Annotated in this window: 12 protein-coding genes and 1 tRNA gene; 5 read left to right on the top strand and 8 right to left on the bottom strand. The window is 71.6% G+C overall.

Annotated elements, in window-relative coordinates; genetic code table 11:
* Window positions 1-26 precede the first annotated feature (26 nt).
* From AB0B64_RS50685 to AB0B64_RS50670, 4 genes are all read right to left on the bottom strand, one after another.
* Window positions 27-2519: an FtsX-like permease family protein gene (locus AB0B64_RS50685; protein ID WP_358197125.1), complete on the bottom strand. Its 2493-nt coding sequence runs from the start codon at window positions 2517-2519 to the stop codon at window positions 27-29.
* Window position 2520: 1 nt separating this feature from the next.
* Window positions 2521-3273, bottom strand: a complete 753-nt coding sequence (locus AB0B64_RS50680) for an ABC transporter ATP-binding protein (RefSeq protein WP_357942785.1) — start codon at window positions 3271-3273, stop codon at window positions 2521-2523.
* A gap of 105 nt (window positions 3274-3378) precedes the next feature.
* Window positions 3379-4029: a response regulator transcription factor gene (locus tag AB0B64_RS50675; protein ID WP_357942787.1), complete on the bottom strand. Its 651-nt coding sequence runs from the start codon at window positions 4027-4029 to the stop codon at window positions 3379-3381.
* On the bottom strand, window positions 4029-5210 hold the full coding sequence (locus tag AB0B64_RS50670) for a sensor histidine kinase (protein ID WP_358197115.1): 1182 nt from the start codon (window positions 5208-5210) through the stop codon (window positions 4029-4031). The genes AB0B64_RS50675 and AB0B64_RS50670 overlap by 1 nt, the downstream gene beginning before the upstream one ends.
* A gap of 146 nt (window positions 5211-5356) precedes the next feature.
* On the opposite strand from AB0B64_RS50670, the gene AB0B64_RS50665 reads away from it, so the two are divergent.
* On the top strand, window positions 5357-5866 hold the full coding sequence (locus tag AB0B64_RS50665; RefSeq protein ID WP_358197113.1) for a hypothetical protein: 510 nt from the start codon (window positions 5357-5359) through the stop codon (window positions 5864-5866).
* Here the strand turns inward: AB0B64_RS50665 and AB0B64_RS50660 are convergent.
* Window positions 5863-6885, bottom strand: a complete 1023-nt coding sequence (locus AB0B64_RS50660) for a helix-turn-helix domain-containing protein (protein WP_358197111.1) — start codon at window positions 6883-6885, stop codon at window positions 5863-5865. The genes AB0B64_RS50665 and AB0B64_RS50660 overlap by 4 nt on opposite strands.
* Window positions 6886-7039: 154 nt before the next feature.
* Between AB0B64_RS50660 and AB0B64_RS50655 the strand changes: the two genes are divergently transcribed.
* Window positions 7040-10837 carry a S8 family serine peptidase gene (locus AB0B64_RS50655; protein ID WP_358197110.1) on the top strand — a complete coding sequence of 1266 codons (3798 nt, stop codon included), beginning with the start codon at window positions 7040-7042 and terminating at the stop codon, window positions 10835-10837.
* Window positions 10838-10868: 31 nt separating this feature from the next.
* On the opposite strand, the gene AB0B64_RS50650 is transcribed toward AB0B64_RS50655, so the two are convergent.
* Together AB0B64_RS50650 and bcp are read right to left on the bottom strand one after the other, a co-directional pair.
* Window positions 10869-10951 (bottom strand) — tRNA-Leu (locus tag AB0B64_RS50650).
* A 90-nt stretch (window positions 10952-11041) separates the two neighbouring features.
* Window positions 11042-11515 (bottom strand): thioredoxin-dependent thiol peroxidase, encoded by a 474-nt coding sequence (gene bcp, locus AB0B64_RS50645; protein WP_358197109.1) that lies wholly within the window; start codon window positions 11513-11515, stop codon window positions 11042-11044.
* Between the two features lie 143 nt (window positions 11516-11658).
* On the opposite strand from bcp, the gene AB0B64_RS50640 reads away from it, so the two are divergent.
* A complete protein-coding gene (locus AB0B64_RS50640) occupies window positions 11659-11991 on the top strand; it encodes a DUF3618 domain-containing protein (RefSeq protein WP_357942799.1) in 333 nt (110 codons plus the stop codon).
* 79 nt (window positions 11992-12070) lie between these two features.
* On the opposite strand, the gene AB0B64_RS50635 is transcribed toward AB0B64_RS50640, so the two are convergent.
* Window positions 12071-13264 carry an amino acid deaminase/aldolase gene (locus AB0B64_RS50635; protein ID WP_357942801.1) on the bottom strand — a complete coding sequence of 398 codons (1194 nt, stop codon included), beginning with the start codon at window positions 13262-13264 and terminating at the stop codon, window positions 12071-12073.
* Window positions 13265-13398: 134 nt separating this feature from the next.
* On the opposite strand from AB0B64_RS50635, the gene AB0B64_RS50630 reads away from it, so the two are divergent.
* Window positions 13399-13998, top strand: a complete 600-nt coding sequence (locus AB0B64_RS50630) for a DUF6286 domain-containing protein (protein WP_357942803.1) — start codon at window positions 13399-13401, stop codon at window positions 13996-13998.
* Window positions 13999-14056: 58 nt separating this feature from the next.
* Window positions 14057-14557 carry a hypothetical protein gene (locus AB0B64_RS50625; RefSeq protein ID WP_357942805.1) on the top strand — a complete coding sequence of 167 codons (501 nt, stop codon included), beginning with the start codon at window positions 14057-14059 and terminating at the stop codon, window positions 14555-14557.
* Window positions 14558-14560: the final 3 nt, after the last annotated feature.

The raw sequence follows: 14560 nt of genomic DNA, 5'->3' as shown, positions 1-14560 counted from the left end.
CCGTCTTTATCGTGATTTGTCGGGGTTTATCCGGTTGCTAGTGAGCCCACGATCGACGCCCGAGCCGCCCGCCGCGCAGGCAGTACCGCGGCCAGCACCCCGGCCAGCCCCGACAGCACCACGAACAGCACGATCTGCCCCACCGGCAGCACGAACCAGGCGCCGTCGATCATCGCCCGCATCGCCGCCCACCCGAACACGCCGCCGAGCACCACCCCGACCACCGCCCCGATGAGCCCGAGCACCAGCGCCTCCACCGAGAGCATCCGCCGCAGCTGTGGCCTGGTCAGCCCGAGGGCCCGCAGCAGCGCCGATTCCCTGGTCCGTTCATGTACCGACAGCGACAGCGTGTTGGCGATGCCGAGCAGCGAGATCAGGATCGCCAGGCCCAGCAGCCCGGTGATGATCATCAGCAGCATGTCCAGCGTGTCGTCGAACTGCCCGCGTACCTCCGTCGCGCTCGTCACCTGGACCATCGGGTAGGCCGCCGTCGCCGCGTCCACCGCCTTGCGGGCCTGTGCGGTGGGTACGCCGTCCTTGATGTTCACCATCACCCGCGTGTCGGGTATCTGGCCGAAGTACTCGTCGAAGGGTCGTTCGGCCACGGTGAACATCGGCAGGGACGCATCGCCCGAGAGAACGGCGACCACCCGCAATGTGACGGTCCCGGCCTTGGCGGTCCGCACCGCGACCGTGCCGCCGACCCGTAGCCCGAACCGGCCGGCCGCGGGGGCGGTCACCGCGACCTGCCCCGGCTCAAGCCGGTCCATCGAACCGGACCGTACCTCCGGCTTGAAGGGTCCGTTGAAGGTGCCGACCTGCACCGAATTGCCGGAGTCGGAGATCTTGGCCTTGGCCGCGCGGATCTGTACGACCGAGGACAGCTCCGGACTGCGCCGCAGCGAGTCGGCCACCGACCGGGGGACAGCGGCGTCGCGCTCCTGGGTGGCCACCAGGTAGTCGACGGGGAACTGGTTGTCGAGCTTGGTCGTCATCGTCACCCGCGTCGAGGCGGTGACCACCGAGATCAGCGTCATGAGCGTCACGCCGATCGTCAGCGCCACGGTCGTGGTGGCGGCCCGGCGGGGGTTGCGTCCGGAGTTGTCCACGGCCAGCCGTCCCGGTACGCCGAACAGCCTGGCCGGGATCCAGCCGATCAGCGCGCTCAGCGGCTTGACCAGCACCGGTCCGAGGATCAGTACCGCCAGGAAGGTCAGCGCGCCGCCGCCCATGACGACGAAGAGCGGCACCATCTGGCCCGGCTCCATCACCAGCGCCCCGTAGCCGGCCGTGCCGAGCCCGGCGACGAGGAAGAGCGTGGCGAGCAGCACGCGTACGACGCCGGTACGGAACGTCTGCTCCTCCACTTGCGTGCGCAGCGCCGCGATCGGCGCGACCCGGGTGGCGGCCCGCGCGGGCAGCAGCGCCGCCCCCACGGTGACCAGCAGGCCGAGGCCCAGCCCGCTGAGCATCGTGACCGGCGTCAGCGCGATGGCCGCGTTCGTGGGCAGCGGGGCGTCGAGCGCGCCGAGTACGGCCAGCGTGGCCGCGCCCAGGCCGTAGCCCGCGAGCAGGCCGAGCGCGGACGACAGGAGGCCGACAGCGGTGGACTCCAGGATGATCGAGCCGAACACCTGCCCGCGAGTGGCGCCGATGCAGCGCAGCAGCGCCATCTCCCTGGCCCGCTGTGCGACGAGGATGTTGAAGGTGTTGTAGATGACCAGCGCGGCCACGAGCATGGCCACCAGGCCGAACAGCAGCAGGCCGGTGGTCAGCGACTCCATCTGGATGCCGGACTCGGCCGCCAGGCCCTTGGCGAGCTCCGCGCCCGTCTTGACCTTCGCTCCCGCTCCGGCGGCGGCGGCGACCGCCTGCTTGAGCGTCGTGCCGTCGCCCGCGATGTCGATCTCGGTCAAGCCCTTGGCGCCGGTCATCCGCTGAGCCGTGGCCGGGGTGAAGCCGATCGCGCCGGTGTAGGCCAGCATCTGGTCCAGGCCGGTGTCCATGATGCCGACCAGCCTGAACCGCTGCTCGCGGTGCCGGGAGTCGAGCACGGTGATCGTGTCGCCGAGCTTGAGGCCCTGGGCCTTGGCGGTGTTCTTGTCGAGCACCGCCACCTGGTCGTCGGATCCGGGGCCGGTGCCGCTGATTATGGTGGTGCGGTCGAGGCGGCCGGTCACGATCGAGACGGCCGTGGTCGGCGCGTTCCCGACCACCTTGCCGTCCTTGCCCAGCAATGGCGCGCTGCCGCGGATCAGTCCTTGCGCCTCCAGTACGCCGGGCAGGCCGCGTACCTGGTCGAGCAGGTGTTCCGGTAGAACCGCCTCGCGGTCCTCGGGCAGTACGGCCAGGCCGACCTTGTCCGCCTCGGCCGTGGCCTGCTGCGACAGGCCGGCTTTCATGGTGTCGGTCAGCACGAACGTACCGGCGATGAAGCCGACCCCCAGCGTGATCGCCAGTGAGGTGAGCAGCAGCCGCAGTTTGTGCGCGCGCAGCCCGGCCAGAGTCGTCCTCAGCAACTCAGGCCTCCAGCTTCATCAGCGTGTCGAGCACCGACTGCGGTGAGGGCGCGTTGATCTCGCTGACCAGCTCGCCGTCGCGCAGGAAGACCACGCGGTCGGCGTACGCCGCGGCCACCGGGTCGTGCGTGACCATGACGATGGTCTGGCCGAGCTCGCGTACGGAGGTGCGCAGGAACGACAGCACCTCGGCGCCGCTTCGCGAGTCGAGGTTGCCCGTCGGCTCGTCGGCGAAGATCACCTGTGGCTTGCTGATCAGCGCCCTGGCCACGGCGACGCGCTGCTGCTGGCCGCCGGACAGTTCGGTCGGCTTGTGGGCGAGCCGGTCGCGCAGCCCGACGGTCTCGATGACGCGGTCGAAGAGCAGCCGGTCCGGCTGGCGGGCGGAGATCTCCAGGGGCAGGCGGATGTTCTGCTCGGCGGTCAGCGTCGGCAGCAGGTTGAACGCCTGGAAGATGAAGCCGATCCGCTCGCGGCGCAGCAGCGTGAGCTGTTTGTCGTTGAGCCCGGTGAGCTCCACGTCGCCGATGTGCACGGTGCCGGAGGTCGCGGTGTCGAGCCCGGCCAGGCAGTGCATCAGCGTGGACTTGCCGGAACCGGACGGGCCCATGATCGCGGTGAACGCGCCCGTCGCGAAGGCGACGTCCACGCCGCGAAGGGCGTGGACCCGCGCGTCGCCTTGGCCGTACACCTTGGTCAGCGCTTTGGCCACCACCGCCTCAGGGGCCTGTCGCCGGATATCGGTGAGGGTCACGTTCACTCCTTGTCGTCTGCGGGAACGTGACCAACCTAGAAGCGGAAAATGCAGGAAATATGGGCCCCGAGGAGGGGTTTCGTGTAGGTCCTGAGATGACCCGGGTCAGCCTTTCGGCTGACGTGACGGGACCACCAGGCCCGCCTCGTACGCGTAGACCACCACCTGGGCGCGGTCGCGCAGCCCCAGCTTGGCCAGCACCCGGCCCAGGTGGGTCTTGACCGTGGCCTCCGCCACCTCCAGCTCGGTGGCGATCTCCAGGTTGGACAGGCCGCGGGCCACCATGAGCAGCACCTCGCGCTCGCGTGGCGTCAGCTCCGACGCGGCCGCGAGCTCCTCCGTCGGCAGTTGCGCGGCGAACTTGGCGAGCATCCGCTTGAGCGTGCTCGGCGCCACCACGGCGTCGCCCGCGTGCACCGACCTGATCGCGGTCAGCAGGTCGGCCGGCGGCACGTCCTTGAGCAGGAAGCCCGAGGCGCCCGCCTTGACCGCCGCGAAGGCGTACTCGTCGAGGTCGAAGGTGGTCAGGATGAGCACCTTGGGGCCGTCGATGCGCCGGGTCGCCTCCACGCCGTCCATCCTCGGCATGCGTACGTCCATGAGCACCACGTCCACCTCGACCTCGCGCAGCACCTCCAGCGCCCGCACCCCGTCACCGGCCTCGGCGACCACCTCGATGTCGGGCTGGGCGCCCAGCACCATCCGGAACCCGGCGCGCAGCAACTCCTGGTCATCGACCAGCATCACCCGGATCATCAGGCCACCCTCGTGCCCGGCACCGGCAGCCTGGCCAGCACCTCGAACCCGCCACCCGATCTCGGCCCGGCCGCCACCTCTCCGCCGTACATGCCGACCCGCTCGCGCATTCCCACCAGCCCGTGCCCGTCGGGGCTGCGTGGTGCCGCCGCGCCCCTGCCGTCGTCGGTCACCCGCACGACCAGCTCGCGCCCGGCGTACCGTAGCTCGACCAGCGCGCGGACGCCGGGGCCGCCGTGCTTGAGCGCGTTCGTCAGCGCCTCCTGCACGATGCGGTAGACCGCGAGCTGCTGCCCCTCGGGCAACTCGCCCGGCGGGCCCCCGATCCGCAGCCGCGCGGGCACGCCCGCGCCGCGCACCAGCTCCTCCAGCTGGGCGAGGCCCGGTTGCGGCGTGTAGTCCGTCCCGTCGGACCCGTCTTCCCGCAGGACGCCGACCAGCCTGCGCATCTCGGCGAGCGCCTCGCGTCCGGTCTTGGAGATCGCGTGTACGGCCTGCCGCGCCTGGTCGGGGTCGCTGTCGATGGCGTACCCGGCCCCGTCGGCCTGGACCACCATCACGCTGACGTTGTGGGCCACCACGTCGTGCAGCTCCCTGGCGATCCTGGTGCGCTCGGCGGCGGCCGCCATCCGGGCCTGCTGGTCGCGCTCGCGCTCGGCCCGTTCCGCCCGCTCCTCCAGGCTCTCCAGATAGCGGCTGCGGGTCCTGGCGTACAGGCCGGTCAGCCAGACCGTCACGACGAGGATCGAGCCGCTGAAGAAGAGGCTGAACGTCGGCGCCTGCCAGTGCACCATGACCAGCAGCACGCCGACCTCGGCCACCGCGCCCGCGGCGACCGCCCACGGGAACCTGCACCGGAAGGCCACCGAGTAGAGCGCCACCAGCACCGCGATGTTGGCCGGCATCGGATCGATCTTGGCCAGCCACTGCCCGAAACAGGCCAGTGAGAGGATCGCGAAGACGGTCAGCGGCCGGTCCCGCCGCCACAGCAGCGGGACGATCAGCACCGCGCAGAGCCCGAGGTAGCCGGCCACCCCTATGTACAGGTTGCCGTTGTCGAACGGGCCGTTCTGCCCGTACGGCACGGCCATGAACAGGCAGAACACCGCCAGCGGCGCCACCCGGAGGGCGTCCATGAGCCTGCCATGGCGTCCCGACCATCCCATTACCCTGCCGAACACATCATTACGATACGGAGGCTTCGGCATGGGTTTGTCAGTCTGTAGGGGGAGGTTTGGGTACGACTCAGGTCTTACATCAGCCTTACGGGACGTAGGGCACTCTTGTCGTTGGGAGCGCCCTGAGGGGCGAGTAAAGGGAGATCGTGATGGCGGATCATGATCGTGACGCCGGGTCGCGTGGCGAAGAGGAAGCGCCACGCGACCCGACCCCTGGAGACCGGCCCGCCGCTCCCCCCGAAGCGGAAGCGGCGCCCACCCGGGTCTCGGGTCCGCCGCCCGGAGGCAGTTGGGCGACAACGGCTCCACCTCCGCGCTCTGACAGCTTCCACGACTTCTTCCGGCTGAAGCCCACGCAGATCATCGGTGCGGGCCTGATCGGGCTGATCATCGGCGGCGTGCTCGGGGGCGGCGCCGTGGCGGTGATCAGCGGCATGGTCCACCGAGGCGACACCGCCCGCGTCTACTGGCAGGACTGGGAGCGCTATCCCGGCTACCAGGACTGTCGTCCGGGCCCTGGCGGGAGTTACTGCCGGCGACTGCCGCCGTACCCCGGCCCGTATCAGATGCCCGCGACTCCGTATCCGTTGCCCACGGCGGTGCCTACGATGATGCCCCCCAGCGTCATGCCCACGCCGATGCCCACCAAGACCGGTTAAGGCGCCCGCAGACCAGGCCCGCGATCCAGGACCAGCAGATCGTGCTGCGCGGCCAGGAACCCGGCGTGAAACCGCGTACGGGCCCCCAGCCGCTCGCACAGCTCCTGCACCCGCCGCTGCACCGTACGCGGGCTGAGACCGAGCTGCCGCGCGATCGCGTCGTCCTTCATCCCCACCGCCAGCAGGGCGAGGACTTCGGTGTCGCCCGGCTGTGGCCACACGTCCCGTTCGATGTGCGCGGCCGGGTCCGCTGACAGCCGCAGTGGCACGGCCGCCTGCCACAGCACCTCGAACAGCCCGACGAGCGCGTCGAGCAGCGCCGACGGATGGACGACCAGCGCGCTCTCCACCGCCCGGTCCTCGTCGGACACCAGCGGCAACATGGCCGTGCGGCCGTCGGCGATGGCCAGCTTGACGGGCACCTGCCCCAGCCGGGCCTGCTCGCCGTCGGCGATGGCCTGCCGCGTGTGCTCCAGCATGCCGGGCTCCTCGAACGCCAGCGGCCCGTAGATGCCCCGGACGACCGGGCCCTGGTGGGCGGCGCGCTGCTGGTTCTCCTGATCGTCCAGGATGTCGACCGCGTACGGCGGGCGCACCAGCACGAGCATCTCGGCCGTGACGCTGCGTTCGAGCTGGAGGTAGCGGCGGGCGACGGCGTAACGGCCGGTCACCACCTCCAGCACCTCCTCCGGATGCGGTCCGGTGCGGTCGGCCACCTCGGTGGCGAGCAGTGCCGCGGCGGCCCGGCTGTGCGTGATCTCCTCCTGGCGGCGGGCCACCAGCACGTCGATGGCGATGTTCGGCGGCGTGGCGATCAGCCGCAGGGGCCGGCCGGCCACCCGGGAGATCAGCCCGAGGTCCTCCAGCCGGGGCAGCATCCGGCGGATGGCGGCGGTGGACGCCCCGGTCTCGGTGGCCAGCTGGCTCAGCGTCGCGGGCCCGTGGCGGAGCAGCGCACGGTAGGCCGTCTCCTCGGCGACGCTGACACCGAGGCCCTCCAGTAACCGCCGTTGCGCCATGCCAGCCCCCCGCTGTCCTGTCGTCTCGAACGCGAGCGTAGCCCAGGCGGGTTTACGACAAGTCGGGATCTCGCCAGACGAGACCTATGGACCGGAACGCCCCCAGATCACTAGGAATTGGGTCGGCACATTTCTCGCCTTCTGGAGGTGGCCGATGAGGCCCAGGCGTTGGACAGCGGTGGCCGCCTCCCTGGCGGTGGCCGCGGTCACCACGATCACCGGTACGGGCGCGCGGGCGGACGCTCCGGCGCTCGCGCGGGCCGACCGCGCTCCGGCTCTGGCGCCGGACCCCGCCAAGCACGGCTACGACATCACGCTGATCACCGGCGACCAGGTGCACGTCGCCGTCGCCGCCGACGGCCGCCAGAAAGCGAGCGTCACCGCCGCCCCGCGCGGGGACGGGCCGCCAGCCCGTTTCCGGATCACCGAGGACGCCGGGCAACTCACCGTGCTGCCCAGCGACGTGGAGGGGCTGGTCCCCGGCCGCCTCGACCCCGAGCTCTTCAACGTGACCGCCCTGGCTGCGCAGGGCTACACCGACGAGCGGTCGGACGCCCTCTCCCTCATCGTCACGTACGGGAAACAGAGCGCGATGCCGGCCGTCCCCGCGCTGAAGGCGGTCCGCACGCTGGAGAGCATCGGCGGTTCGGGCGTCCGGTTGGCCAAGAGCGCGGCGCGGGGCTTCGGCGGTGAGCTGTCCGCGCTGGCCACGGGCCGTACGAAGAGCCCGCTCGACGGCGTCACCAAGATCTGGCTGGACCGCAAGGTGGAACCGGCGCTGGACCGCAGCGTGCCGCAGATCGGCGCGCCGGCCGCGTGGTCGGCGGGCTACGACGGCGCGGGCACGACGGTCGCGGTCCTGGACACCGGCGTCGACACCGGGCACCCGGACCTGGCGGGGAAGGTCGCCGACGAGCGCGACTTCACCGACAGCGGCAGCGCCACCGACGAGTTCGGGCACGGTACGCACGTCGCCGACATCATCGCGGGCAGCGGCGCGGCCTCCGGCGGCTCGCGCAAGGGCGTCGCGCCCGGCGTCAAGCTGCTCAACGGCCGGGTCCTGGACGCCAACGGCGAAGGGCTCAGCTCCTGGATCATCGACGGGATGGAATGGGCGGCGGGGGAGAAGCACGCCGACATCGTGAACATGAGCCTGGGCGACCCCAGCCCCGGCGGGCCGCTCACCGACGCCCTGGGCGCGCTGTACGCGGGCTACGGAACGCTGTTCGTGGTGGCGGCGGGCAACAGGGGCTGCGAAGCCTGCGTCGGGAGCCCGGGAGACGCTCCCGCCGCGCTGACCGTGGGCGCGGTCGACGGCCAGGACCGGCTGGCCGAGTTCTCCAGTTTCGGACCCGTCGGGCTGGAGCGCGCGGTCAAGCCCGACATCACCGCGCCGGGCGTCGGCATCGTCGCGGCGCGGGCGAAGGGCACCTCGCTCGGCGAGCCGGTGGACGAGCACTACACTCGCCTGTCCGGCACCTCCATGGCCACTCCGCACGTCGCCGGGGCCGCCGCGCTGCTGCGGCAGTCACGCCCCGGCATCTCGGCCGGGGAGCTGAAGTCCCTGCTCATGGGTACGGCCAAGCCCATGCCCGACACCCCGGTGGACAAGCGGGGCACCGGCCGGGTGGACGTGGCCACGGCGCTCGGGGAGCCGGTGCTGACCGCCGAGGGCGCGGTCGACTTCGGGCTGTCCGAGGTATCCTCCGGCCCGCCGGTCATCCGCGAGGTCACCTACCGCAATCCCGGCAAGACCCCGGTCACCCTAGGCCTGGCCACCGGCGGCCCGTTCAGCGTCTCGCCCGCCGAGCTGACCCTGCCCGGCGGGGCGCAGGCGACGGTCCGGCTCACCCTCGACCCGGCCAAGGCGCAGGCGGGGCGGCAGCGCGCGGAGCTCGTCGCGACGCCGCGCCAGGGGCCGCCGATCCGTACCTCGCTGACCGGCAACGTCGAGGTCAAGCGGGTCCGGCTGCGGGTGAGCGGGATCGCCAGGGACGGCCGCCCCGCGCAGGCGTACGCCGCCGCGCTGAACGTGGACGACGGGACCCGCGACGGCCGCGAGATGCCCGGGGATCCGGTGCGGCGGTGCGAGAGCGACCCGGGTGCCTCGTGCGTGCTGGTGCCGCCCGGCACCTACTCCGTGCTCGGCGTCATCAACACCCTGCGCCCGTCGGTCGACAGCATGGCCTACGCCGACCGCGGCACCGTGCTCAACCTGAGCTTCACCGGTGAGCCCGAGCTGAAGGTCACCGGTGACACCAAGGTCGTGCTCGACGCCCGCAAGGCGGTCGAGATGCGGGTCGACACGCCCGACCACGTGACCAAGCGGAACAGGGGCACCGCGACCAAGCTCATCTGGACCCGCGCGCCCGTCAAGGGCACGCCCCTCACCGAGACGGTCCTCCAGGACGAGAGCGCCGACGAGACGTACTACCTGCAGCCCACGAAGCGCGTCACCAAGGGCCGGTTCGCCCTCGCCACCCGCTGGCACCTGGAGGCCCCCGCCATCACCCTGCGGACCGCCGGGCTGGAGCTGAACCCCGACTACGTGGACCCCGTCTGGTTCAGCGACGTGTCGGCCGACTTTCCCCGCCTCGACGGCTCCGCGCTGCTCCTGGCCGTGGACGCCGGGACCGGCACACCCGCGGACCTCAAGGGCCGCGACCTGCGCGGCCGGCTCGCGCTGATCCGTCGCACGGCCGACCTGACGGTCGCCGCCCAGTCCAACGCCGCCGCGGCGGCCGGGGCCCGGATGGTCGCGGTGTACGGAGACCTGCCGGTGTCCGAGAGCGGGGTGAAGCTGAAGGTCCCGACCGTCGCGCTCACCGGCAAGGAGGGCGCCCGGCTGGCCGAACGGCTGCGCAGACTGCCGGTGCCGGTCCTGGCCAAGGGCGTCGTGGCCAGTCCGTACGTGTACGACCTGTACCTCAGCGAGGAGGGCGGGATCAGGGACCGGCCCGACCACACCCTTCGGGCGAAGTCCCTGGCCCGGGTGGACTCGGACTTCTTCAGCCAGCTCGCCGACGACGTGACGCTCTCCGAGAACCGCTTCGGCTGGCAGCCGTGGGAGACCACCTCCTGGGACACCGGCCGGCCCGTCCCGCGTACGCCGCGCGACCGGGTCGACTACCTCACCGCCGGTCCCGGGGTGCGCTGGAGCAGCAGCATGGAGACGCCGGAGAGGCCCTACAACTACACGTGGGAGCACGACCAGGCCCACATCGGCGTCGCGGGCCCCGACGACGCGCCCTTCCGGGCCGGGGAGCGGATCGGCCGCACCTGGTTCAAGCAGCCGCTGCTGCCCGGCCCGGGTAAGGTCCGGCCGCTGCGCAGGGAGGGCGACCTGCTCCAGGTCGACATGTGGGGGCTCATCGACGCGGGGCGGAACACCGGCGTCGCCCAGACCGACAACTTCGAGACCGGCATGAAGACCGGCTGGCGGTTGTACCAGGGGGACACGCTGCTGGCGCAGACCGAGCGGCGCCCCCAGGGGATACTGCTCCTGCCGGCCGCCGCCGCCACGTATCGGATGGAGTACGACGTCGAGAACCGCGCCACCTGGGCCCGGCTGTCGACCAGGACGAAGACGGCGTGGACGTTCCCGTCACAGCACGACGCCGGGTCGGGCACGACGGTCCCGCTGCTGCTCGCCGACTATGACGTGGCGACGGACCTGAAGAACCAGGCCACCTCGCCGCGGCTCGGCCTGACCCTGCGCCACCAGGACGGCTCGGCGGCCGCCCCGATCAAGGACGTGTCGCTGGAGGTGTCGTACGACGACGGCGCCTCGTGGCGCGCGGTCCGGCGGCTCACCTCGAAGGGGAACGGCGCCTACGAGGCCACGCTGGACCGGCCGCGGTCAGCCGCAGTCGTCTCGTTGCGCCTCAAGGCCACCGACACGCGCGGGGCGAGCCTGTCGCAGGAGGTGATCAGGGCGTACGCGCTGAGGTAGCCCGAGGAGGCTGCGGTAGCCGAGGAGGAGGTGCGGGCGGGGGGACTCGAACCCCCACAGTGTCGCCACCAACAGGACCTAAACCTGCCGCGTATGCCATTTCGCCACGCCCGCGCAGCCCCTGCCAGAGCGGGCCTGAGCCGAGTTTAGCGTCCCGGCAGTGCGCTGGGGGCCCGTCGCATGACCGGACGGGCCCCTGGCCTATCAAGCCAGGCCGAGCTTCTTCTTCAGGCTCGCCACGTGGCCGGTCGCCTTCACGTTGTAGAGGGCCTGCTCGATCTTGCCGTCGGCGTCGATGACGAAGGTCGAGCGGATCACGCCGACGACCTCCTTGCCGTACAGCTTCTTGGTGCCGTAAGCCCCGTACGCCTTGTGCACGTCGAGCTCGGGATCCGACAGGAGCGGGAAGGTGAGCGAGTCACGCTCGGCGAACTTGACCAGCTTGGCCGTCTTGTCCTTCGACACGCCGAGCACCACGAAACCCTCGGCGGTCAGCTGGCCGAGGTTGTCGCGGAAGTCGCACGCCTGCTTGGTGCAGCCCGGCGTCATCGCGGCGGGGTAGAAATAGAGAATCACCCGCCGGCCGCGGTAGGTCTCGAGGGAGATGGTCTCGCCGTCGGCGGCGGGAAGGGTGAACTCGGGCGCGGCGTCGCCGGGCGCGAGCTTGGTTTCGGTCATGGGGCCCTCCAGAGTTCGTCGTGCAAAACCTACCGGCCTGCCCGGAGTGCCGGGCGGGTCGCCGACCTGACAGACTGATCAGCGAAGAGCGCTTCATCGATCACCGGGCGGAGCTCGCACGGAGCGCGGCCGAAAGGAGAGCCATGGCTGACACCGATCCCGACGAGCTGGAGCGGCGGATCGCGCGGACGCGCGCGGAGTTGGCGGACACGGTCGACGCCATCGCCGACCGGGTGAGCCCCAAGCGGGTCGCCGAGCGCACGGTGGCGGATGTGAAGACGCGGGCGAGCAATCTGGTGACCTCGGTCGGCGACGCGCTCGGGGTGACGCAGCGCCCCGTCGAGTACGCCGACGACCCCGACCAGCTGTGGGCCGAGGAGCGTCCCAGCCTGGCACCGGTGCTGATCGGCGTGGGGGTCGTGCTGGTGGTCGGCGCCGCCATCACCCTCTGGCGCCGCCGTCGCCGCCGCTTCTAACCCCCGGAGGACGCCGGCCACGACGGACCGTCTTCTTCCGCTCCCCCGGAGGGGGTGTCCCGCAGACCCAGAGCCGGCGTCAGAGGAACGTCCGCCCCTCGCCCCGATACGTCGGGGCGGTCTCCACAACGGTGTCCCCGTCGACGAGGTGCAGCTCGCTGAAGCGCTCGCACATCTCGCCCGCCTTGGCGTGCCTGAACCAGACCCGGTCGCCCACCCGCAGATCCCGGGCCGCCTGACCGAGCAGCGGCGTCTGCACCTCACCCGCACCCTCGTCCCGCGTGTAACGAAGCCCGGCGGGCAGGTACGGCTGCGGCAGCAGACTCGTCCCCGGCCGCCCGGAGGCCAGATAGCCGCCCCCGAGCACCGTCACCGCGTCCGGCCCCGGCCGCCGCACGACCGGGAGCGCGAACAGCGCGGCCGGCCGGCCGGTGAAGGCGCGGTAGAAGTCGAAGAGCCGCGGATGGAAGAACCCGGAGCCCGCCGCCACCTCGGTGATCGCCTTCTCCCGTACGGTCCGCTCGACGGAGCCGGTGCCGCCGCCGTTGACGAACTCCAGGTCGCAGACCTGCCGGACGGCGTTCACGAGGCGGCCGCGGCGCAGGACCAGCTCGCGGGCCGACAGGCTCTGCATGATCCGGATGGCCCGGACATACGCGGCGTTGCCCGGCTGGTCATCGCCGACCCCCGCGATCTGCCCCTCGTACGCCATCAGACCCGCCAGACGGAAGCCGGGCCGCTTGGCGATGTCGGCGGCCAGGTCGGCGGCCTGCTCGGGCTCGCGGATCGTGGAGCGCAGGGTCCCCGCCCGGAATCTGCCGCCCAGGGCGACATATCCCGCGTCGAGGTCCATCGATAACCGGATCTCCGCGCGTGAACGGACCGCCGCCACCGCGTCGTCGACGTAGTCGAGATGCTCGGCGGCGTCGATGGTCAGCGTGATCTCACCGGCCGCCCGCGCGTCCCCGGCCAGCGTCGCGAGCGCCTGCCTGTCGGCCGTCGGGTAGGCCACGAGTACGTCGGTGAACCCCCGCTCGACCAGCCAGAGCGCCTCGGGCAGCGTGAAGGCCATGATGCCCTGGAAGCCGTCCATGGCCAGGATGCGTTCCATGACCGAGCGGCAGCGGATCGACTTGCTCGCCACCCGGATCGGCTTGCCGGCCGCCCGCCGTACGAGATCGGCCGCGTTGGCGCGCATGGCCGCGAGATCGAGGATCGCCAACGGCGGCTCGAGCGCTCTGGTAGCGCTGTCATAGCGGCGGAGATCGTTCATAAAGGCAGCTTAACGACATATCGGGCGAATGAATATGAGGGAAGTTCATCTTAATTGCGGCCCTCGTAATGATCCTGCAAACCGGCGGCGAGGGCATGGTCCGGACCATGCCCGATCCGTGTACCTGTGGCGTTGTGACCACCCTCCAGCAGATACTGTCCGGCGCCGGGATCGTCGCGCAGGAGAGCCCGCTGCGCAGGTCGGGCCGGGTGCTCAGACCGGCGCGTACGCCCGCCGGGACCGTCGTGGCACTCACGCTGACCGCCGGGCTGTGGCTCGCCGCCGCCGAGGTGGTCTCCGCCTTGCTGGGCCGGCCGCTCGGCTGGCTGCCGGTGTCCGACCTCCTCGACCTCGCGGCCCATCGGGCGTGGGGGCAGCTGTCCCTGCCCGCTGTGGTGACCATGGCCGTGGGGGTCGTGATGTTGCTGCTGGCCGCCGTACCCGGCCGGTGCAGGCTCGTGCCGGTCGAGACGTCCGACCCGCTGATCGTCATCGGCATCACCCGGGCCGGCCTCCGCCGTACGCTGCGGGCCGTCGCCCAGGAGGTCGACGGCGTGCAACGAGCGCGGGTACGGCTGCGCAGGCGGACGATCGAGGTCGTGGTCATCACCGGCCCGGAGAGCTCCGGTTCCATGCTCAAGCAGGTCGGCACCGCGGTCGGTGACCGGTTGGCGGGCGTGGGCACCCTGGCCGCGGGCGAGGTCGTCGTACGGCTGCGCCGGAGAGGGCTGTGATGCGGCCGTACGTGGGCAACCGGGTGCGGCAGTGCGTGGGCAACCGGAGGGAGCTGTGATGCGGCAGTACGCGGGTAACCGGATCGGCCTGGCCGTGGTCGGCGGGCTGCTGCTGCTCCTGGGCGGCTACGCCTGGCTGCGCGGTAAGGACAAGCTGCCGGGCATGTCACCGCGCGCCAAGGTGCTGCCGGACCGGACCGCCCAGACGATCGCCGACCAGACCTGGGCCTTGTGGCTGGTGGCGCTGGTCATGCTGGTACTGGCGTTGGTGACGTTCCGCTGGCTGCTGCTCTGCCTCGGGTGGGGCCGCCGCGGCACCCGTAGCGGCACGGGCACGGCCATGCTCTGCATCGGCCTGAAGGACGTGGAGGGTCTCACCGGGGTCAGCGCCCGCGTGGTCGGAGACGCCGCCCGCCTGCGCATCTCCCTCTGCTGCCCCGCCTCGGCCGACGTCGGCGCGGTGGTCCACAAACTGGACCGGGAGATCGTCAGCCGGATCCGCCGAGAGGTCCGCGACGACGAGGTCGGCACCGTGGTCCGGGTCCACGTCCGCCGCTGACGG

Origin of the sequence: Nonomuraea sp. NPDC049129 (assembly GCF_040648495.1) — a bacterium.
Lineage (GTDB): Bacteria > Actinomycetota > Actinomycetes > Streptosporangiales > Streptosporangiaceae > Nonomuraea.
This window is presented reverse-complemented; position numbering and strand designations above follow the sequence as displayed.

Coding starts and splice junctions, on each gene's coding strand:
- AB0B64_RS50655 (WP_358197110.1), top strand. CDS start 7,040: ATGAGGCCCAGGCGTTGGACAGCGGTGGCCGCCTCCCTGGCGGTGGCC.
- AB0B64_RS50625 (WP_357942805.1), top strand. CDS start 14,057: ATGCGGCAGTACGCGGGTAACCGGATCGGCCTGGCCGTGGTCGGCGGG.
- AB0B64_RS50640 (WP_357942799.1), top strand. CDS start 11,659: ATGGCTGACACCGATCCCGACGAGCTGGAGCGGCGGATCGCGCGGACG.
- AB0B64_RS50635 (WP_357942801.1), bottom strand. CDS start 13,264: ATGAACGATCTCCGCCGCTATGACAGCGCTACCAGAGCGCTCGAGCCG.
- AB0B64_RS50660 (WP_358197111.1), bottom strand. CDS start 6,885: ATGGCGCAACGGCGGTTACTGGAGGGCCTCGGTGTCAGCGTCGCCGAG.
- AB0B64_RS50665 (WP_358197113.1), top strand. CDS start 5,357: ATGGCGGATCATGATCGTGACGCCGGGTCGCGTGGCGAAGAGGAAGCG.
- bcp (WP_358197109.1), bottom strand. CDS start 11,515: ATGACCGAAACCAAGCTCGCGCCCGGCGACGCCGCGCCCGAGTTCACC.
- AB0B64_RS50675 (WP_357942787.1), bottom strand. CDS start 4,029: ATGATCCGGGTGATGCTGGTCGATGACCAGGAGTTGCTGCGCGCCGGG.